The organism is Bradyrhizobium sp. FW305-F6, from assembly GCF_058782905.1.
On the sequence record NZ_JBYSYD010000002.1, the window covers coordinates 73,190 to 91,793 of the forward strand.

At 66.6% G+C, this 18,604-nt stretch carries 14 protein-coding genes; 4 read left to right on the forward strand and 10 right to left on the reverse strand.

Translation table 11 applies throughout. The features are described from left to right. The 7 genes from AC3WLX_RS11640 to AC3WLX_RS11670 all read right to left on the reverse strand — a co-directional run bounded on the left by AC3WLX_RS11640 (position 1) and on the right by AC3WLX_RS11670 (position 11,028). Entirely contained in the window at positions 1-1,629 is a 1,629-nt protein-coding gene (locus AC3WLX_RS11640; protein ID WP_492336022.1) for a hypothetical protein, read from the reverse strand. A gap of 10 nt (positions 1,630-1,639) precedes the next feature. After that, positions 1,640-2,422, reverse strand: coding sequence for a hypothetical protein (locus AC3WLX_RS11645; protein ID WP_492336023.1), 783 nt, complete (start codon positions 2,420-2,422; stop codon positions 1,640-1,642). Positions 2,423-2,499: 77 nt separating this feature from the next. Beyond that, positions 2,500-4,383 (reverse strand): flagellar protein, encoded by a 1,884-nt coding sequence (locus AC3WLX_RS11650; protein WP_492336024.1) that lies wholly within the window; start codon positions 4,381-4,383, stop codon positions 2,500-2,502. Between the two features lie 21 nt (positions 4,384-4,404). Next, positions 4,405-6,288, reverse strand: coding sequence for a flagellar hook-associated protein FlgK (flgK, locus tag AC3WLX_RS11655; RefSeq protein WP_492336025.1), 1,884 nt, complete (start codon positions 6,286-6,288; stop codon positions 4,405-4,407). A gap of 35 nt (positions 6,289-6,323) precedes the next feature. Beyond that, positions 6,324-8,576, reverse strand: a complete 2,253-nt coding sequence (locus AC3WLX_RS11660; protein ID WP_492336026.1) for a flagellar hook-basal body complex protein — start codon at positions 8,574-8,576, stop codon at positions 6,324-6,326. A 401-nt stretch (positions 8,577-8,977) separates the two neighbouring features. Next, on the reverse strand, positions 8,978-9,490 hold the full coding sequence (gene msrB / locus AC3WLX_RS11665) for a peptide-methionine (R)-S-oxide reductase MsrB (protein WP_492336027.1): 513 nt from the start codon (positions 9,488-9,490) through the stop codon (positions 8,978-8,980). An 86-nt stretch (positions 9,491-9,576) separates the two neighbouring features. Next, positions 9,577-11,028: an NAD(P)/FAD-dependent oxidoreductase gene (locus AC3WLX_RS11670; protein ID WP_492336028.1), complete on the reverse strand. Its 1,452-nt coding sequence runs from the start codon at positions 11,026-11,028 to the stop codon at positions 9,577-9,579. 92 nt (positions 11,029-11,120) lie between these two features. Between AC3WLX_RS11670 and AC3WLX_RS11675 the strand changes: the two genes are divergently transcribed. Both AC3WLX_RS11675 and AC3WLX_RS11680 read left to right on the forward strand, forming a co-directional pair. Continuing rightward, the gene (locus AC3WLX_RS11675) at positions 11,121-11,651 is read left to right on the forward strand and encodes a SixA phosphatase family protein (RefSeq protein ID WP_492336029.1); all 531 of its coding nucleotides are present in this window, start codon (positions 11,121-11,123) and stop codon (positions 11,649-11,651) included. Positions 11,652-11,733: 82 nt separating this feature from the next. Next, positions 11,734-12,159 carry a universal stress protein gene (locus AC3WLX_RS11680; RefSeq protein ID WP_291631272.1) on the forward strand — a complete coding sequence of 142 codons (426 nt, stop codon included), beginning with the start codon at positions 11,734-11,736 and terminating at the stop codon, positions 12,157-12,159. A gap of 1,077 nt (positions 12,160-13,236) precedes the next feature. Here AC3WLX_RS11680 and AC3WLX_RS11685 read toward each other — a convergent pair. Continuing rightward, positions 13,237-13,473, reverse strand: coding sequence for a DUF1127 domain-containing protein (locus tag AC3WLX_RS11685; protein WP_291553955.1), 237 nt, complete (start codon positions 13,471-13,473; stop codon positions 13,237-13,239). Between the two features lie 183 nt (positions 13,474-13,656). On the opposite strand from AC3WLX_RS11685, the gene AC3WLX_RS11690 reads away from it, so the two are divergent. Continuing rightward, entirely contained in the window at positions 13,657-15,000 is a 1,344-nt protein-coding gene (locus AC3WLX_RS11690) for an aminotransferase-like domain-containing protein (protein ID WP_492336030.1), read from the forward strand. 8 nt (positions 15,001-15,008) lie between these two features. On the opposite strand, the gene AC3WLX_RS11695 is transcribed toward AC3WLX_RS11690, so the two are convergent. Beyond that, positions 15,009-15,590, reverse strand: a complete 582-nt coding sequence (locus AC3WLX_RS11695; RefSeq protein WP_492336031.1) for a hypothetical protein — start codon at positions 15,588-15,590, stop codon at positions 15,009-15,011. 61 nt (positions 15,591-15,651) lie between these two features. Between AC3WLX_RS11695 and AC3WLX_RS11700 the strand changes: the two genes are divergently transcribed. Continuing rightward, a complete protein-coding gene (locus tag AC3WLX_RS11700) occupies positions 15,652-16,086 on the forward strand; it encodes a hypothetical protein (protein WP_492336032.1) in 435 nt (144 codons plus the stop codon). A gap of 3 nt (positions 16,087-16,089) precedes the next feature. Here AC3WLX_RS11700 and AC3WLX_RS11705 read toward each other — a convergent pair whose 3' ends face one another. Further along, complete coding sequence (locus AC3WLX_RS11705) at positions 16,090-18,489, reverse strand: bifunctional diguanylate cyclase/phosphodiesterase (RefSeq protein ID WP_492336033.1); 2,400 nt, start codon at positions 18,487-18,489, stop codon at positions 16,090-16,092. Between the last annotated feature and the right edge of the window lie 115 nt (positions 18,490-18,604).

Sequence of the window (18,604 nt, forward strand, 5' to 3'; positions counted from 1 at the left end):
TCACACCTCGAAAGCTGTCTTGACCGGCACGGCCGCGGCTGTGCCACGGGCGAGCAGCAGCTCGGTCTTCACGAGAACATGGGCAATGCGGTCGAGAACCTGCTGCACGTTGCGTCGCGCCGCCGCCCTGTCCGCCGACCAGGCCTCCGTCACGAGCCGTGCGCCGATGCAGAGACGCAGCACCGCCTGCGGCGTCTCGTCCTGCCGCTCCAGCCGGACCGGCTGGCCAACCAGGCAGCGCTGTGCGGCGACATCCCGATCCGCCGCGCTGCCGCTGATCTCTTCACTGAAGTCGCGCGCCAGCGCGCGGTGAACGGCCGCGGTTTCGGCGATCGTGACCGGCTTGCCGTCGCGCAGCAGCGCGAACGGAAAAATGGTGGGTTGCGCGAACTCCTCGTCGTCCGTATCCGCCATGCTGCTCGCCGCTGGAACACGGCGAAGCGAGGCGGACAACGCGATCATGCTGTCGATGCCGGCGGCAAGCTCGGCGAGCATCCCGGCGCGGAATGCGGCGGGGACGGCGTAGTAGCTGCCGATTTCGGCGAGCGCCGCCTCCCAGCGCAGCCATTGACCGAAGTTCGGGCGGCGTTCGAAGCGCGAACGCAGCGCCGTCCAGGCCATCGGCCAATCGCAACGTCCGGCATAGTCGAGGATGCCGGGCGCAATCCCCTCAGCCCGATCGAGCGAGCGCGAGAGGCCCTTGGGCACCAGCAGCGCACCGCTGAACGCCGGCCCTCCGAAGAATTTCGAGCCGGTGATCAGCACCATGTAGCCGCGGTCGAGATAGGAGCGCAGGCGGCGGCGGCCGAGCCGGGCCTGGCAGGCATCAACGACGACCTGAACCTGGCGCGGCCAACGCCGCGCGATCTCATCGAGGCAGGCCGCGCTCGGCGCGCGCCATCCGAGCTTCGAGCAGTCCATGATCTGGAGCAGCACTGGCGCGCCTTGCGCGATCGTGGCCTCGACCGCATGCAGCACCGCCTCGTCGGCGTCCGCGCGCATCGCCGTCCCGGCCCCCGCCTCGCGCAGTGGCACCGCAAGACTGGCGCCGGCGAGCCCGGCAACCGGGCGGTCCTTGCGAACGGCAAGGCCGCTCGCCGTCATGGCGCTGAAATGATGTCCCCGTGCGGTATGGGCGGTCCCGCTACCGGTCTGGTCGGCGCCGACCACGATCGTCACCGGCGGCGCGCCGAGCATCGTGCGCGCCAGGAACAGGGCGTGGAGCTGGGAGTCCGTGCCTGAGGGCGAGAACACCACGTCGACGCGCGCCGAGAGCTGGAGATGGCCGCGCAGCTCCTCGCGCATATCCTCGCAGCGCGCATCGAAGGCGACCTCGACCTCGTCGAACAGGCACTTGTGCATCAGCTCTTCGCGGGCCAGCGCGGCACGGTCATACGCCGCCTGCGAGATCGTCGATGCGGTCGAAGAGGCGAACTCCCAGACCTCCGGCTCCGGCGAGGCCGTGCAGCCATAGGCGTTGACGCGATCGCCTGCGTCGAGCGTCAGCCGCGGATCGCCGCCGGAGGCGAGCAGCGTCTCCAGAGGCGTGAAGAGATCGCGCAGGCGGTAGCGCGAGCCGCCGCCGGACGCGCTCTCGGATTCCGACAAACGGGATGCGCCGCCACTCATCCCGGAGCACTCACGCTGCGTCGGCGGTCGCTGCGGGCGCCGGCGCGAATTGCGAGGCAATGTCGCCGTAGAATACCGACGGCCCGACATGGTCGAGCGAGCTCTGGATATCGGCCCAGATCTCGCCGCCGATGTCGGTCCAGCGCTTGCAGAAGGCGAAGTCCTCGGAAAGATACGTGCCGGTCGCCGGATCGATCATGCATTCGAACAGCGCGAACCGGTTCCGGCTCGCCGCCAACGTATCGTGCGAATGCTCGCGGAAAAACTGCAAATTGGCATAGTCGGGGTGGCGGCACATCGCCTCCAGCACGTGGCGGCGGATCATCAGGAAGCCGGTGCCGGCATAGCGCACGCGGGTGAAGCCGTTGACCACGACGATGCGGTCGGGATCCTCGATCTCGAGCACGTAATCGAGCGAGGCGGCCGGCACATCGGCCCGCCCCGACTGGATCGCCCGCGCGGCCTTGTCCCAATTGACCCGCTTGATCGGATAGCAGCCGGCAACGACGTCCGCGCCGCATTCGATCAGCCGGAACACCTGCTCCGCCTTGAAGCCGATATCGGCATCGACGAACAGGAAATGCGTCGCCCTGGGATCATCCAGGAACATCGCGACAAGGTTGGCCCGCGCCCGGGTGATCAGCGCGTCGCCGTCGCGCAAGAGCACCTTGAGTTCGAGATTGGACATGCCGTGCACGGCGCGCTGCAGCGCGAAGATCGAGCTCGCATAGATGCTCGACACCTGCCCGCCGAAGCACGGCGTCGCCACCACCAGCTGCATCCTGTCCGACATCGCCCGCTCCGCCCCCGCTTGCAATCCTCACCAAGAGGTAAAGAGGCATGGTTAACGGCGTCTTAACGCGGCCGGCCCTACAGGAACTTGACCAGCGAGAGCTGCGCCAGGTTCGAGGTCACCTGATAGGACGCCTGCAGCGCGTTCTGCAGCGCCAGGATCTCGCTGGCGACCTGGTCGGGCGAGGCCGATTCCGCCTGGTCGATGATGGTCTGGAGCTGCGCCTTGGCCTGGGTCTGGCGCGTGCTCGCGTCCTTCATCGTGTTCTGGGCCATCGCGATGTCGGTCTGGATGTCCTCGATGCGCTGCTGCCCCGGCTGCTGGGTCAGCGCCTGGGTCGTGCGCAGGCTCAGCGCCGAGACCTGCCCGCCCGAATACTGCCCGGTCGGCGAGGTCGAGAAGGTCCCGAACACCGCGATCGCCTGCAATTGCCGGCGGATCGCATCCTCGTTCGCCTGGGCGCCGTACTGCACCGTGATCGCATCGTCCACCCGCGCCATCGCGGTCGACCGCGGCGAGCCGGGGCCGTCATTGCCGAGATACCACTTCACCGTGTTGGCCGAGCCGTTCACCAGCGTGGTGGCCGAGCTCGCCGGCGAGGAGCCGACGCGCAGCGGCGGCTGGGTGGCGGTGACCGGGGTCGAGCCGAAGCCGAGCGCGCCCAGCGCACCCGTGTTCGAGGTCGTGATGCTGAGGCTGGCCGCATCGTCGGTGTTGACAGTGATCGCGCCGCCATGAATGGTCGAGGGCTTCGACGTGCCCGTGATCTGGTCGATCTTGCTCATCAGCGCCTGGATACTGTCGGTGACGTTGAGCTGGTTGCCGGTCGCCCCTGAAGCCACGAAGGTCAGCGTGGTGCCGTTGACGGTGATGGTGTCGCCCGCGACGAAGCCCGGCGAGATCGAGTCCGAGGGGCTCGCGCCTGACAGCGCCGTCGTGCCGCTGATCGGCGCGGGTATTGCAGCCTGGTTGTTGACGGGCGTGCCGCTCGCCGAGCTCGCGGTGTTGAAGAAATTGTCGCCGGCGACGATTGCCGACGCCGCCACCAGCGAGGTGTTGGCGAGCTTGGTAATCGCGGTGTTCAGCGCCGTGTTGAGGTTCGCGGCAGTGTTGTCGGGGTTGACCGGGGTGCTCGCATCGATCGCGAAGCTGCCGAGCGGGGTCGGCGTCGCCGAGGACGCGGTCAGGTCGATCTGCTCGGTGGTGCCGTCCGGCAGCGTGAACTGGATGCTCAGCTTGTCGCCGTTGTTCGGGTTGACGCCGTTGAGGTCGACCGAGAACGACACCGGCGAGCCGGCTGGGCCGGTGACGGTCGCGCCGGTCAGCGTCGAGGACACCGCCTTGATCTTGAGCCCGAACGGCGATCCGGCGACGTCCTCGGAGACCTGCACCGAGCTCGGCGTCGGCTGCGTCTGCACCAGCCGCCCCATGCCGTTGGCTCCGAGATCGGCGGCCTGGCGCTCCGCCATCACGGTCTTGAAGCCGGCCTGCGTCGTGGTGCCGTTGATGATGTCGCCGGCATCGGCGACCGACTGGGTGTTGACGGCCGTTCCGGAGAACAGATAGCGGCTGCCGGTCTGCGTGTTGAGGACACCGATCATCGAGCCGAACTGGGCGGCGGCGGTGTTCTGGGCAATCGTCTGGCCGTTGACGTTGAGGTCCTGCGCGGTCGACGCCGAGCCGGTCTGCACCGTGCTGCGAATCTTGGTCAGCGACTGCAGCGCGGTATTGGCGAGGTTGATGCTGACGTTGACGTTGGTGATCGTGTCGGTATAGGCGGCGATGTTGGAGAGCTGCGCGCGCCCGGCGATCGCAAAGCCCTCGTTGGTGCCCATGCCGGCATAGTTCTGCGACAGCTTGCCCGTCGAGAGCTGCGTCGAGAGGTCGGTGAGCTGCTGATTGATGTTGCGGATCTGCGCGCCGAGAATCGACGAGGAGTAGTTGATGCTGCTGATCGACATCTTTCAGAGCCCTGTTACTGGTTACAATTGAGCCTGGATCAACGTGTTCATCATGCTCTGCACCACCGACATGACATGGGCGTTGGCGGCATAGGCATTCTGAAGCTGGATCAGGTTCGACATCTCCGAGTCCAAATTGACCTTCGAGGTCGAGTCGAACTTGGCCTGGAGCGTCGAGACCACGACGCTCTGGCCCTGCTGGAGCTGGGTCGCCTGGGTCGCGGCGTTGGCCTGCACGCTCAGGAACTGCTGGAGAAAATTCGAGACGCTGCCGGTGAAGGGCTGGCTCGCCGAGCCGAGGCCGCTCTGCGGCGAGTAGGAGAACACTGCACTGGTGAGCTGCGAATAGAGATAGTCCGAACGCGTGGTGTCGCCTGCGGGCGTCACCGGCGAGGTATTGTAGACCGACATCCGGGTGGGATCGGTCACCAGTTGCGTGTTCACGGCGATGCGCCCGGCAAGACCGGTCATCTGCGAGCCCGACGCCGTGATCGCGCCGGTGTATAGCGCCTGCCCGCCGTCGGTGAACAGCGGCAGCTGCGGATTGCCCGAGGTCAGCGACGAGATCGTCTTGGTGGTCGAGGCCGAACCGACCTTGGCAAGCCCGGTGTTGTCGTCGGTCACCCGCAGCGTCGTGGCTGTCGCCGGCGACGGGGCGGCGGAGAACGACAGATGCGCGCTCGGCAGCGCGGTGTTGAGTGCAGAGGCGATCGCGCCCATGCCGCCGGCGAAGTCGACGCCGATCCGCATCGGGTTGGCGTTGGTCGCGTTCTGGAGCGGCAGCGCGGCGGGGTCGGTCACGTTGACGAGCGTGATCTGGCGCTGCGTGTTGGTCGCCGTGTCCGTATAGGTGATGTTGACCGTGTTGCCCGGCAGCGCACCGGCGAGCTCGAGATCGAAGCCGGCCGGCGGGCCGGAGACCGTGCTGCCCGCCGTGGTCTTGTCGGACAGCGCGCTCGCCATGGTGGCGGCGAGCTGGTCGATCTGGTTTTGCGCCTGCACCAGAATGTCGTCACGCAGCTTCAGGTCGGCCGCGATCTGACCGGACGACACCACGTTGTTGGCGACGACGTCGACTTGCGATCCATTCGGCAGCTTGATGTTGAACGCGCCGACGCCGGACTTGGCCGGGTCGATGTTGTAGAGCGACGTCGCCGACAGCGCGCCGGCGGAAGCAAAGGAGAATTCCGAGGCGAGCCCGGCGCCGACCAGCTGAATGCCGGTCGTGGTGTAGATATTGGCCTGGTTCGAGTTGTCGGTGGTGACGCGGACGTCGACATATTTCGACAGCGTGTTGATGGCCTGGTCGCGCTGGTCCATCAGCGTTGCGGCCGAAGGATCGTTGGCCCCCAGGCCCTGGAGCCTGGTGTTGATGTCGGCGATCTGCTTCATGGCCGCATTGGCGGCCTGCGCCGAATTGCCGAGATCCTGCTCGACGTTGGAGCGCAGCGACTGGATGCCCTTGGTGGTGACGTTGAGCTGCGTCGCGAGCGCTTGCGCAGCCCCGAGCGCGACGGTCTGCGCCGACGACGAACCCGAGCTGGTCGACAGCGCCTGAAGCGCCGTGGTGAACTTGTTCAGCGCGCTTTCGAGCGTGCCGGAATTGCCGGGCGTGCCATAGACATTCTGAAGCTGCTTCAGGATGTTGGCCATCTGATCGGCGTAGCCGCTGCCGCCGGTCTCGGTCCGCAGCTGGTTCTGCACGTAGGTGTCGAGCAGGCGGCTGACGCCGGTGGTCATCGCCGTCGAGCCGAACTCGCCGGTGGTGACCTCGATCTGGTTCGGGGTCTGGACGACGTAACCCGGCGTCTGCGCATTCGCGACGTTCGAGGAGACGATCGAGAGCGCGGCCTGGTTGGCACGCAGGCCGCTCATCGCACTGGCGAGGGCTGAACTCAAACCCATATCACTGGCCCGCCTTTGGTTGCCTCATGCGCCGATCAGCGCAACACGTTCAAGAGATCCTGCACCATCGAATTCGCGGTCGTGATCACCTTGGTGTTGGCCGAATAGGCCTGCTGCGTCACGATCAGCTTGGTGAACTCGTCGGCGATGTCGGTATTGGATCCCTCCAGCGACGAGCCGCTGATGGTGCCCGAAGCGCCGTCGATGGCGTCACCCGACTGCTCGGTCGCGGCATAGGCGCCGCCGTCCATCGCCTTCAGGTAGTTGGTGCCGTTGAAGTGCGACAGCTGCACCTGGGCGAGGTTCAGGTTCTGGCCGTTCGAGAATGTGCCGACCACGACGCCGTTGTTGTTGACGGCGACCGAGCGAAGCTGGCCGGCGGCATAACCGTTCTGCGTGATGGTGTTGATGGTCACCGCGCCGCTGGTGCTGGCATATTGCGTCAGCCCGCCCGAGGAGATGTTGAAGGCGACCGAGCCGAGCGACTGGCCGCTGACGGTGACGTTGTTGATGGTGATGCCCGAGCCGCTCGGCGAGGTCAGCGAGCCGTCGGCGGCGAAGGTGAAGGTCTGACCGGTGTTGACCCAGCCGACCGTCGTTCCGGTCGCGTTCGGGTCGGTCTGGTAGAACAGGTTCCAGCTATCCGAATGACCGGCGCCCAGCGAGGCACTGTCGGTCTTGGCCCAGCGCAGCTGCAGGTTCACCGGCGTGCCGGCGGCGTTATAGGCGGTCACCGCGCCTCCGCTGATCGATTCCTTGGTGAAGGTGGAGATGTCGTTGCCGATCACGCCGCCGGTGCCGGCCGTGCCGCCACCCTCGCGATTCCTGGTGATGGTCGAGGTGAAGCCGAGCGCGGAGAAGGCGGCGCTGTTGGAGCTGGACACCACCAGGTTGGAGACGGTGCCGGTGTTCAGCGTGATCACGCCGCCGCTGCTGACCGACGACCCCGAGGCGCCGGAGAGCGCATCGATCTTGCCGAGCAGGGTCGTCACGTTGTCGGTGACGTTGATCTGGTTCGCACCGGAAGCGCCCGAGGCCATGAAGGTCAGCGTCTGGCCGTTGACGGTGATGGTATCGCCGGCGGAGAAGCCGGATGTGAGCACCTGGGCGCCGCCGGGCGTTGCACTGCCGCTCAACACGGTCGCGCCGGAGATCGCCGGCGACGACAGCACGTTGCCGCCGCGTGTCACGCTGCTGATGCCGAGCGCGGTGGCGGCCGTGCCGCTGCCGATCGCGACGTCCGTGCCGGTGCCGCTCGCGATCTGGATATTGCCGCTGACCGAGAGCGAGGCAGTGACGCCGGCGCCGCCGGCGGTCTGGATCGCATTGAGGATGTCGGCCACGGTCGCCGTGGTGCCCGCACCGAGGCCGATCGTGGTGTTGCTGCCGACGGTCGAGACCGTGGTGCCGCCGTTGAACGTGATGGTGTTGCCGTTGATGGTCAGCGTCTGGCCGCTCAACGCGGTCAGAATGCTGGAAGCCAGATGCGTGCCGGCGGCATTGTCGAGCGATGTGGTCGTCGAGGCCACCGCCGAGGAATTGTTCTGCAGCGCCACCGTGCCCGTGGCGGTCGTCGACGAGTAGGCCGAGCGGATGTTGCCGGTTGCGGCCGCACCCGAGACCGTCGCGTTGGCATAGGGTGCCGGCGGCGTGCCGACCGGCAGCGGGTTGGCGGCGAAATCGGACGGGTTCAGGCCGCCGGCCGCGAGCAAGGTGCCGGTCGAGGCCGTGGTCTTCGCCACCGTGTTCGGCTGGGTCGGCAGGTTCGCCGCGTACTGGATCGACGTGGTCGCCTGCGCCGGAATGAAGTTGTTCTGGAACTGCAGCACGTTCGCCACGCTGCCGGTCGGGTTGCCGGTCTTCGGGTCGACCGTGACGCCCATCAGGTAATAGCCGGCGCCGTTGACCAGATTGCCGTTGGCATTGAGCTGGAAGTCGCCGCGCCGCGTGTAATAGGTGACGCCGGTGAACACCGGCACGTTGTCGACGACGCCGCTTGCCTTCTGGATCGAGAAGAAGCCGTCGCCGGTGATCGCCATGTTGGTGGCGACGGTGGAGGACGAGATCGTGCCCTGCGTGGTGATGGTGGCCTTCGCGTTGGCCTGCACGCCGCCTGCAACCTGCTTGCTCGGGACCGATGAGTCCGGGATGAGGTCGACGAAGCTGGTGCCGATGCCCTTGTAACCGGTGGTGGATGAGTTCGCGATGTTGCCGGAAATGTTCTGGAGCGCGAACGACTGCGCCTGCAGGCCACCCACCGAGGTGTTCATTGCATCGAAGATACCCATAACTTTGTCTCCAAATCCGATCCCGGCGGCCGGTCGACCATGGCCGCAATCGGAGGAGACAATCGCAAGGGCCATGCCAATGCGGGTATCTTCAGGATATCAATGACTTAATGAAAAAGCCCCGGCCTGACGACCGGGGCACATTTGCCGGGCCCGGCAACAATTGCCGGGAGAAACTGTCGTTGAGGGCACGATACGAGACCTCAAAGCGGAATGTCTTTTGGTTGGATCGGTGCGTGCCGAGAACTCCGTTCACCTGTCCCGTAGGGAGAGGTCGGATCGCATCGAAGATGCGGTCCGGGTGAGGGGTTCTGGCCTCACTGGATGCCGCGGCCCTCACCCGGATTGCTGCGCAATCCGACCTCTCCCCGTCGGGGAGAGGTGATCCCCGACATTGCTCTTTACGTCGCCGACGCCGCGGCGGGATGGAAGACCAGCCCGAAACCGTCGATGCAGTAACGCAATCCCGTCGGCTTCGGGCCATCGTCGAAGACGTGGCCGAGATGGCCGCCGCAGCGGCGGCAATGCACCTCGGTGCGGACCATGCCGTAGGTGCGGTCCACGGTCTTGCCGACATTACCCTCGATCGGCGCATAGAAGCTCGGCCAACCCGTGCCGCTCTCGAACTTGGTCTCGGAGGCGAACAGCGGCAGGTCGCAGCCGGCGCAGGCGAAGGTGCCCTTGCGGTGCTCCTTCAGGAGCGGGCTGGAGCCGGGCCGCTCGGTGCCGTGATTGCGCAGGATCTCATATTGCTGCGGCGTCAGCTGGGCGCGCCACTCGGCCTCCGTCTTCGTGATCTCGAACTTTTGCGCGGCCTTCTCGCCGGCTTCAGCCGGGGATGTTCTCAGCCAGCGGAAGGCCGAAAGGCCGAACAGGCCGGCGACGGTCGTCAGCAGGATGCGGCGGTCAAACATGTCATTCTCCGTGCGCGGGACGTCTTCGCCCTGAGATACGGACTCTAACGGCCGACGTTACAGGTCCGGGCGGAATTTCTGTCAACTTATTGCGAGACGCGGTCGTCGTGGGCGACTGGTTCCGCCGCTTCGACCGCGGGCTTGGGCGGCCGCGCCGGCCGCACGCCGGGCGGCGGACGGCGCCGGCCGGTGCCGGCGGCCCGGTTGGCTTCGGCGAGGCGCGCCTCGCGTTCCCTGTCCTTGATCCTGGCACGCTCCCGATAGCGGGCGAGCGAGCCCGCGGCGGCGGAGCTCGCCCTGTTCCAGATGCCGACCAGCTGGCCCGCGACGCGCCCGGTGGCGCCGCCCGCCCAGACCAGTTCGAACGGCGAAAACAGCTTCCAGCGCTCCTCGCCCCACAGGATGCTGCGCGCGATCATCTGTCCGGCCATGCCCGAGGTGTTCATGCCCTGGCGGCCGAACCCGCTCGCCACCCACAGGCCTTTGCGAAGCTGGCCGATCTGCGGCATGCCGTGCACGGTCTGGCCGGTGGCGCCGCCGAACATCTCGGTGATCTCGACATTGCCGAGTTCCGGAAAGATCGTGCGTATCCGCCGCTTCACGGCGCCTGCGAAGCGCTGCGGACGCGCCGCCCAGGTGGTCTCCGGGCTCTCCCACATCAGCCGGTCGCCGTCGACGATCCGGAATTGGTCGACACCGTCGGAATCCATCACGGATCCCTTGAAGGCGATGATCTCGTGCACCCGCTCGCCGAGCGGCGCGGTGATGCCGGCATAGCGCCAGACCGGCAGCAGCGTCTCCGACAGGCGCTGCAACGGCGAGCCAAGATGGATGTTGCCCGCGAGCACGATGTGGGTCGCTCGCAGCCGCGCCGAGGGTGTGACGATGCGCTTGCGGATGCCGGAATGATCGATGCTGACCACCGGCGTGTCCTCGAAGATGCGCGCCCCTGCGCGGCGTGCCAGCGCCGCCAGGCCATGCACATATTTGCGGCCGTCGACCTGGAACGCTTTTGGATAATACACGCCGTGGAAGTAGCGATCGGTCTTGAGCAGCCCTCGGACGCGATCGACCTGCCAGCCCTCGACCTCGGTGTCGAAATCCTCGTTCAGCATCTGCAACCGGCTGATCAGACGGTCGCCGACATCGACGTTGGAGACCTCCAGAACGCCCTCGGTGAGGCCGATGCCCGGCATGTTCTCTTCGGTGGCATTGGCGCGGACGAACTCGGCGCCCTCCTGCGACAGCGTCCACAATTCGCGCGCGTCCTCGAAGCCGATGCGTTCGATCAGGTCGGCGAGCGGCAGCGCGAAACCCGGCATCACGGTGCCGAGCTGGTTGCCGGAGGCGTTCCAGCCGATATGGCGGCCCTCGAGCACCGCGACGCTGGCCCCGAGCCGGGCCGCTTCCAGCGCGACGGACAGCCCGGCGAGCCCCGCACCGATCACGCAGATGTCGGCGTCGAGATCGAACGACAGTCGTGTGCGGTCGCGAAAGCCGGCTTCGTCCTGGGACGCGCTTGTGAAAGTCTCGCTCATGGCGTTTCTTAGGATACCCACAGGCCGCTTGTCACCTTGTCCTCAGCCGGCGCCTGTAGATTATCCTGGACGCGAAACGATTCGAGAATGCCATGCGCCGTTTGATGCTGCTGCGTCACGCCAAGACCGAGACCGACGCGCCGAGCGGCCGTGACCAGGACCGCCGGCTCGACGAGCGCGGCCACAAGGATGCCGCGCAGATCGGCGATTGGATCGCCTCCCATCCCCCCTTCCCCGATGCCGTGCTGGTGTCGCACGCCGTGCGCGCCCGGCAGACCTGGGACATCGCCTGGGAGGCAATGAAGGACCGCGTCCCTGCGCCGCAGGTCGAGGTCGTGCCGGAACTCTACGGCGCCGATCCCGCGGAGATCCTCGACGCCATTCGCACTGCAACGGCCCCAGGCGATCCCAAGCAATTGCTGCTGATCGGCCACAATCCCGGCATGCACGAGATCGCCCTGATGCTGACCGGCGGCGGCGATCCCGATGGCGCCAGGGCGCTCGGCGACAACCTGCCCACGGCGGGGCTTGCGGTCTTCGACTTTGACGTCAAGGATTGGGGAGACGTGGCCTACCGCCGCGGCAAGCTGGTGCTGTTCGTCAGCCCCAAGTTGCTTAGATGAGCTGCTTAGATAAGCTGCTTCGATTGGGCTGATCGCGCGACGTGCCGGCCGGACGTAGCGACCTGGAGATTTGGAGGCGCAGATGTTCAAGTCCATCCTCGTGCCCATTGACCTCGCCGACACCGATCTCGCCAAGCCGGCGATCGCGACCGCGGCGACGTTGTCGCAGACCTGGAGCGGCCAGGTGCGGCTGCTCAACGTGCTGCCGATGACACCGGTGATGCTGGCCGAATATGTCCCGGCCGATTTCGACGAGCAGCAACGTCAGACCTCGGAAGAGGCCCTTGCCATCGTCGCGCGCGAATCCGGCATCGAGGCATCCCGCATCTCCAGCGTGGTGCGCCAGGGCGGCATCTATCACGAGATCCTGGAAGAAGCCGCGCAGATGAAGGCCGACCTGATCGTCATGACCTCGCACCGCCCGGCGATGCGCACCTATTTCCTCGGCTCCAACGCCGGCCACGTGGTCCGCTACGCCAAATGCTCGGTGCTGGTGGTGAGGCATTGAGGGCTCGATCAATACGCTCGTAGCCCGGGTGAGCGACTTGTCCGCCGTAGCTCATCGAGCCAAGGCGGAAGCGACACCCGGGACCGCTCCTGCCGCGAATCCCGGATCTCGCTTCGCTCATCCGGGCTACAAGATATCGCGTTGCCCGACGGGCAAAACACCCCAGCGATAGGACAATCCGCCTCGCGTAAAATATTCCGCTTTACCGAAATTCGGAAACGGCGTAGGTGTTGCGGCAACCCGGCCCAAGGAAGAGGGGCGTATCGCGATCGTCACGAACGCGGGCCGGGCGGCGGTGGACGCGGGTCACACCGGCGTGGAAGGTTCGCAGGGCGGGTAACCGTGAGCGAAAACCATCGCGCCAATGACGGGTGTGATCGGCGTACGGCAAAATCGTGTGGTCCTGGCGCCCGGGGTCTGTGCGCCAAGTGTTGCGGTGATGCGGCGGCCCGACCGGGCACGCGCATCAGCCATCCGCAAGGCGACGGGGGCAATAGTGCATCGCTCCCCGGGGAGAGCACGACATAAGCCGTCAAACCACTGCGCAGGGAAGGCCGGGATGTCCTGGCTACACCTGTATGCCGCTGTGCAGCTTCTCACCACGCAGATTCGCACAGTGGACCTCGGGTGCCTGCGGGCTCCCGGTCTTCCCTGCGCCCTCTTTCATTTCAGAGGGTGAGGCGACAAACGCAAAGCTCGGGCAAGATGCGCCGCGAGGCCGCGAGGCGTGTCTACGACATGAGCTGCGTGCCACAAGCTCGATCTCGTAGGGTGAGCAAAGCGCAAGCGTGCCCACGCCCTGTGGCTCATCGAAGGAGATCGTGGGCACGGCGCTATGCGCCTTTGCCCACCCTACGCACCGCCGCTGGGATGTGCACTGGAGCATCGCTAATGACGACGTGCAGACAGTATCTGCCATGACCCAACTCTCGTGCCCCGGACGCAGCGCAGCGCTACTTCAGCGGTGCGCTGCAGAGCCGGGGCTCATGCATCAGCACGTGCCGCGGCTTGCTGGGTCCCGGCTCTGCGCAGCAGCGCAAGAGCGCTGCAGCGCGTCCGGGACACGAGCATGCAAGTTCACAGATACCGCGAAAGCTCGGCCTTGAACTGCCCGTACACCGCATCCTCGATCTGGCTGCGGGTGATGCCGATGTCGCGCAGGGCACGGTCGTCGAGCTCGTTCAGCGTCTTGACGGCGGAGCGGCGCTCCAGGCGGTTGAACAGCACCGAGACGCTATGGGCGAGCGCGCTGAGAAATCCGCTCGATGAAGATGGGCGTAAATTCCGCCCGGCAGTTTGCGAGATCGTGGTCATTCTCTTCTCCGGTCTGTCGTTCCGCGCGGCGAAGCAGATGCCGTTGGCGCCGGCGCATTCAGCGCCTGCACCTCATTTGCCATCGGGTTACTCTCGCTACCCTCGGCTCAATCGCGGACTTGATGGAACTTAAATGCTCCAGTACATTGCTCGGAGCAAGTAAAACATTGCTCTCGGTGCAATATGTCCAAGTTCGAGTATGTGAAGCTCGCCGATGCCATTGCGGCCGATATCACTAACGGCACGTTAAGGCCCGGCGACCGGCTGCCGCCGCAGCGCGATTTTGCCTATGACCGCGGCATCGCGGTCTCGACCGCGAGCCGGGTTTACACGGAATTGCTCCGCCGCGGGCTCGTCGTCGGCGAGGTCGGCCGCGGCACCTTCATCTCCGGCGACGTCAGGCGTCCCGTCGAAACGATGAGCGAGCCGGTCGAGGCGCGGATCAATTTCGAGGCCAATTATCCGCTGTTGCCGCAGCAATGGGCGATGATCGCCAAGAGCCTTGCGGGGCTCGAGCGCATCGACACGCTCGAATCGGCGCTGCGGGTGTCGACCAGCACCGGCACGAAGAGCGCGCGCGTCGCGGCCGCCGCCTATCTCGCGCGCAAGGATTATGCGCCGCAGCCCGAGCAGATATTCTTCACCTCCAACGGCAAGCAGTCACTCGCCGCCGCGCTCGCGGCGCTCGTTCCCACCGGCGGCCGCTGCGGCGTCGAGGCGCTGACCTACCCTTACGTCAAGAGCATTGCCGCGCGGCTCGGCATCACGCTGGTGCCGCTTGCGATGGACGAATTCGGCGTGCGCCCCGACGCCATCCAGAAGGCGCATCGCGAGGCGCATTTGTCGGCCCTGTATCTCCAACCCATCATCCAGAACCCGCTCGGCGTGACCATGAACGCGACGCGGCGCGCCGACATCATGCGCGTCGCCGAGAAGCTCGATCTCACCATCATCGAGGACGCCGTCTACGGCTTCCTCGCCGACGACACGCCGCTGGCTGCGCTCGGGCCGGACCGCTGCATCGTGATCGACAGCCTGTCCAAGAAGGTCGCGCCGGGCCTTGCGCTCGGCATTCTCGTCGCGCCGCCTCACTTGCGCGATAGCATGATGAGCGCGGTCCGCACCGGCAGCTGGATCGCCTCCGGCCACGCGCTGGCGGCCGGGCAGCGGCTGATGGCCGACGGGACCGTCGCCGAGCTGACGCGGCTGAAACGCATCGACGCGGCGCGCCGCCAGCAGACCGCCGCAAGGCTGCTCGCCGGCTACCAGCTCGCCGCCGACCCGCGGTCCTATCATCTGTGGCTGACGCTGCCCCCGCACTGGCGCTCGCAGACCTTCGTCACCGCCGCCGCCCGGCGCGGCATCGCGCTGACGCCGTCCTCGACCTTCGCGATCGCGCATGGACACGCGCCGAACGCGGTGCGGCTCGCCCTCGCCCCGCCTTCGCCCGAGCAGCTCGATGCCGGCCTGCGCACCGTCGCCTCGCTGCTCGGCACCAAGGAGGACGATTTCGATTCGACGGAGTAGCGACCTGCCTAAGGCAGCACGGCCCGGGGCAGCTGATCGAACCCATAGCTCTGCGGCCGGTTGCGGCGGACGAAGCCGCCGACCTGCCAGGCGAACAGCGCGGCAAAGCCGAGGATGAACAGCACGCCCGCGAACTCGCCGACCGCGAGTGCGCGGATCAACAGCCCCGCCATCGCCACGGTCAGCACCGCCATGAACGCCAGCACCGCCGCATAGGTCTTGCGGCCGAGCCCTGCGGACAATTGGGCGCGGCTGCCCGCTTTGGCCATCCGCGCATGCAGCTCGATCAGAAAATCGCGAAAGCCGTTGTCCTGCGGCGCCATCAGGGCCGCGGTCTGCCAGCTGGTGGACAGGATCGCGATGCGTCCACCGCCGGCGCGGCTGATATCGGCACGAAAACGGTGCTGCTGCATCGACACCGGACGAAACGACAGCCGGATCGCGGAGATCTCGTCATACCGCCACAAGCCCGAGCGTCCTCCGATGTGCCAGGACAGTCCCTCCTCCGTGAGCGCGAAGCGATGCGCCGAGCCGATCAGCGAGGCCTTGTAGGCGTAGCTCGTGGCAGAACCAGAGTCGGCTCCCGGCATGTCGACGATCCCACCGGCGATCGCCTTGCGTGATCGCCCCCGCCCATCCTACAAGCGAGGCATGGCTGAGACGACCTTTTTTCCGCGCCGCCTGATTCTCGGCGCCGCAATGATCTCCGGCGTGCTGCTCGCGCTCGCGGTGCACATGCTGGGCGCGCGCTACGGGCTCGATCTCGGCGGCCTCTGGCGCTCCGGCACGCAAGAGTTCATGCCGACGGGCGCGGCGATCGCCTGGTGGCTGATCGCGACCGTCGGCTTCTCCGGCGGCTATTTCACCGCAAGCCTGATGCAGAGCGCCGTCTCGGGGCAGATCCCGCAACGGATGCGGCAATTCCTGATCGCGGTCGGCGTGCTGCTGCTGGCGGGTGCGGGCCAGGCGGCCTCGGCGCCGAGCCCGATCCCGACCGTTTCGGGCGTGCTCGCCGGGCTTGCCGCGCTGTGCCTTGGCGCCGTGATGGCGTTTTGCGGCGCGCATTTCGCGCTGCGCCGCGGCTGACACTCAGGCGGACGCGCGCAGCCGCGGACCTTCCAGCATCATCGCGACTTCGGAAGCGGGCCGCGGCTTGCTGAACAGATAGCCTTGCGCCTGGGTGCAGCCCTCGCGCCGCAGCAGCTCGAGCTGGGCGTCGTTCTCGACGCCTTCCGCGGTGGTGACGATGCCGAGGCTGCGGCCGAGGCCCGTCACGGCCCGGACGATCGCCATGGAATCCTCGCGCGTCGCCAGCTCCGACACGAAGGAGCGGTCGATCTTGATCTTGTCGAACGGGAAGCTGCGCAGATAGCTCAGCGACGAATAGCCGGTGCCGAAATCGTCGAGCGAGATGCGCACGCCCATGGCACGCAGCTCGTGCAAGGTGGCCAGTGTCGCCTCGCCGTTCTGGAGCAGCACCGTTTCGGTGATTTCGAGCTCAAGGCGGCGCGCATCAAGGCCCGAAGCGGTCAGCGCCTCGGCCACGGACGCGATCAGGTTCGGGCTCTTGAACTGCACCGGCGACAGGTTGACGGCGACGTCGACATCGCTCGGCCAGGTGGCTGCGTCGCTGCAGGCGGAGCGCAGCACGCACTCGCCGAGCTGAATGATCAGGCCGGTCTCCTCGGCCAGCGGAATGAAACCGATGGGCGCGATCAGCCCGCGCTGCGGATGGTTCCAGCGCAGCAACGCTTCGAAGGCGACGACGCGGCCGCTCGCGACGTCCCGGATCGGCTGATAGTACGCCTCGAACTCGTCGCGTTGCAGAGCCGCGCGCAGATCCATTTCCAACAGGCGCCGCGCCTGAGCACGCGCATCCATGCCGGTCTCGAAGAAGCGATAGGTGCCACGGCCGTCCCCCTTGGCGCGGTAGAGCGCGAGGTCGGCGTTCTTCAGCAACTCGTCCGGGTTGGTGCTGTCCTGCGGCGACAGCGATATGCCGATCGAGACGCCGATCACGATCTGATGGTCGTCGATCTCGTACGGCGCCGAGATGACCTCGACGAGGCGCCCGGCGAGCGACCTCGCCGCGGTTTCCTCAGACCGCCCGATCTGGACGACCGCGAACTCGTCGCCGCCGAGCCGGGCCACGGTGTCGTGTTCGCCGGCGGTCGCCTTGAGCCTGCGGCCGACCTCCTTGAGCAGCGCATCCCCGATGGGATGGCCGAGCGAGTCGTTGATGTCCTTGAAGTGATCGAGATCCAGACAAAGCACCGCGAGCTGGTCGCCCGACTTGGTCCGCTGCAGTCCCTGCTCGAGCTGCTCGTGGAACAGCACCCGGTTCGGCAGGCTGGTCAGCGCGTCGTGGCGCGCCATGTGCGAGATCTTGGCCTGCGCCTCCAGCCACTCGGTGATGTCCTCGAAGGTCGCGACCCAGCCGCCGCCTTGCATCGGCTGGTTGACGACCCGGATCGAGCGGCCGAACCGGTTGACGACGTCGGTTGTGGTGCGGCTCTCGCGCGCGTCGGCCACGAGGCGGGCGAAGAACTCGTCCGCATTGCCCTGCCACTGGCCCTTGGCCTGCTCTTCCCTGAGCACGTCGACCAGGCGCCTGCCGGTGAGCAGGATGTCTGTGCGACGGAGCATTGCGGCATAGCGCTCGTTGAACAGGATGATCTTGCCCTCCGCATCAAACATGCAAAGGCCCTGCGACATGTTCTCCAGCGCACTGTCCAGCACGATCTGCTGTCGGCCCAATTCGCCCTTGGCGCGGCGGTCGAATAGCGCGGCCACGAGCGCAATTGCGATGACCGCGACCGCAGCGCTGGCGGTGAGGAAAGACAGCGAGGCCGGTGCGATGGACAGCCCGCTGATCGCGAGCCCGGAGTCAGGCGTCAGCAGCACCGCGCCCATCGCGGTGAAATGATGTGCGACGATCGCAACCATCAGGAGCGCGGTCGCCGTCAGCGCATGGGAAAGGTCGTCGCGCCGCGCTGCGAGGAACAATGCGCCGGCCGCAAGGACAATTCCGAACAGCACCGAGGCGGCCGCCGTGCTTGCAACCCAATTCACCCGGGCCGGCATCTCCAGCGCTGCCATGCCGGTGTAATGCATGGCCGCGATACCCGCGCCGACGATGGCGCCGCCGAGAATGATCCAGAGCGGACGCGAGGACGAGACCGCGATGCTTAATCCGACAAAAGTCACGGAGATTGCGATGATCAGGGAGAGGACCGTCATCGGGATGTTGTAGGCGCCGGTCCCGCCCGGCGCGTAGGCGAGCATCGCGATGAAATGCGTCGCCCAGATGCCGCATCCGCTGACGGCGGCATCGAGGGCGATCCAGGCCAGGCGCCCGGAGCCTCGCGTCGCACGTGCCCGCTGGAACAGGCTGATCGCCGCCGCGCTGGCGAGCAGACACACAGCCGCGGCAAGAGCGACCAGTCGCCAATCGTGCTCGTCGGTGAGACAGTAGAGAACTTGATACATTGCGGGCCCCTATCGGCCGGCAATTGAGACGACAGAGGTGGACGATCGGTAACCGGCTACGAACCTGCTCCGGGAATGGTGAACGAGAGATGTGCGGGTTTGCTCGCATTGTGTC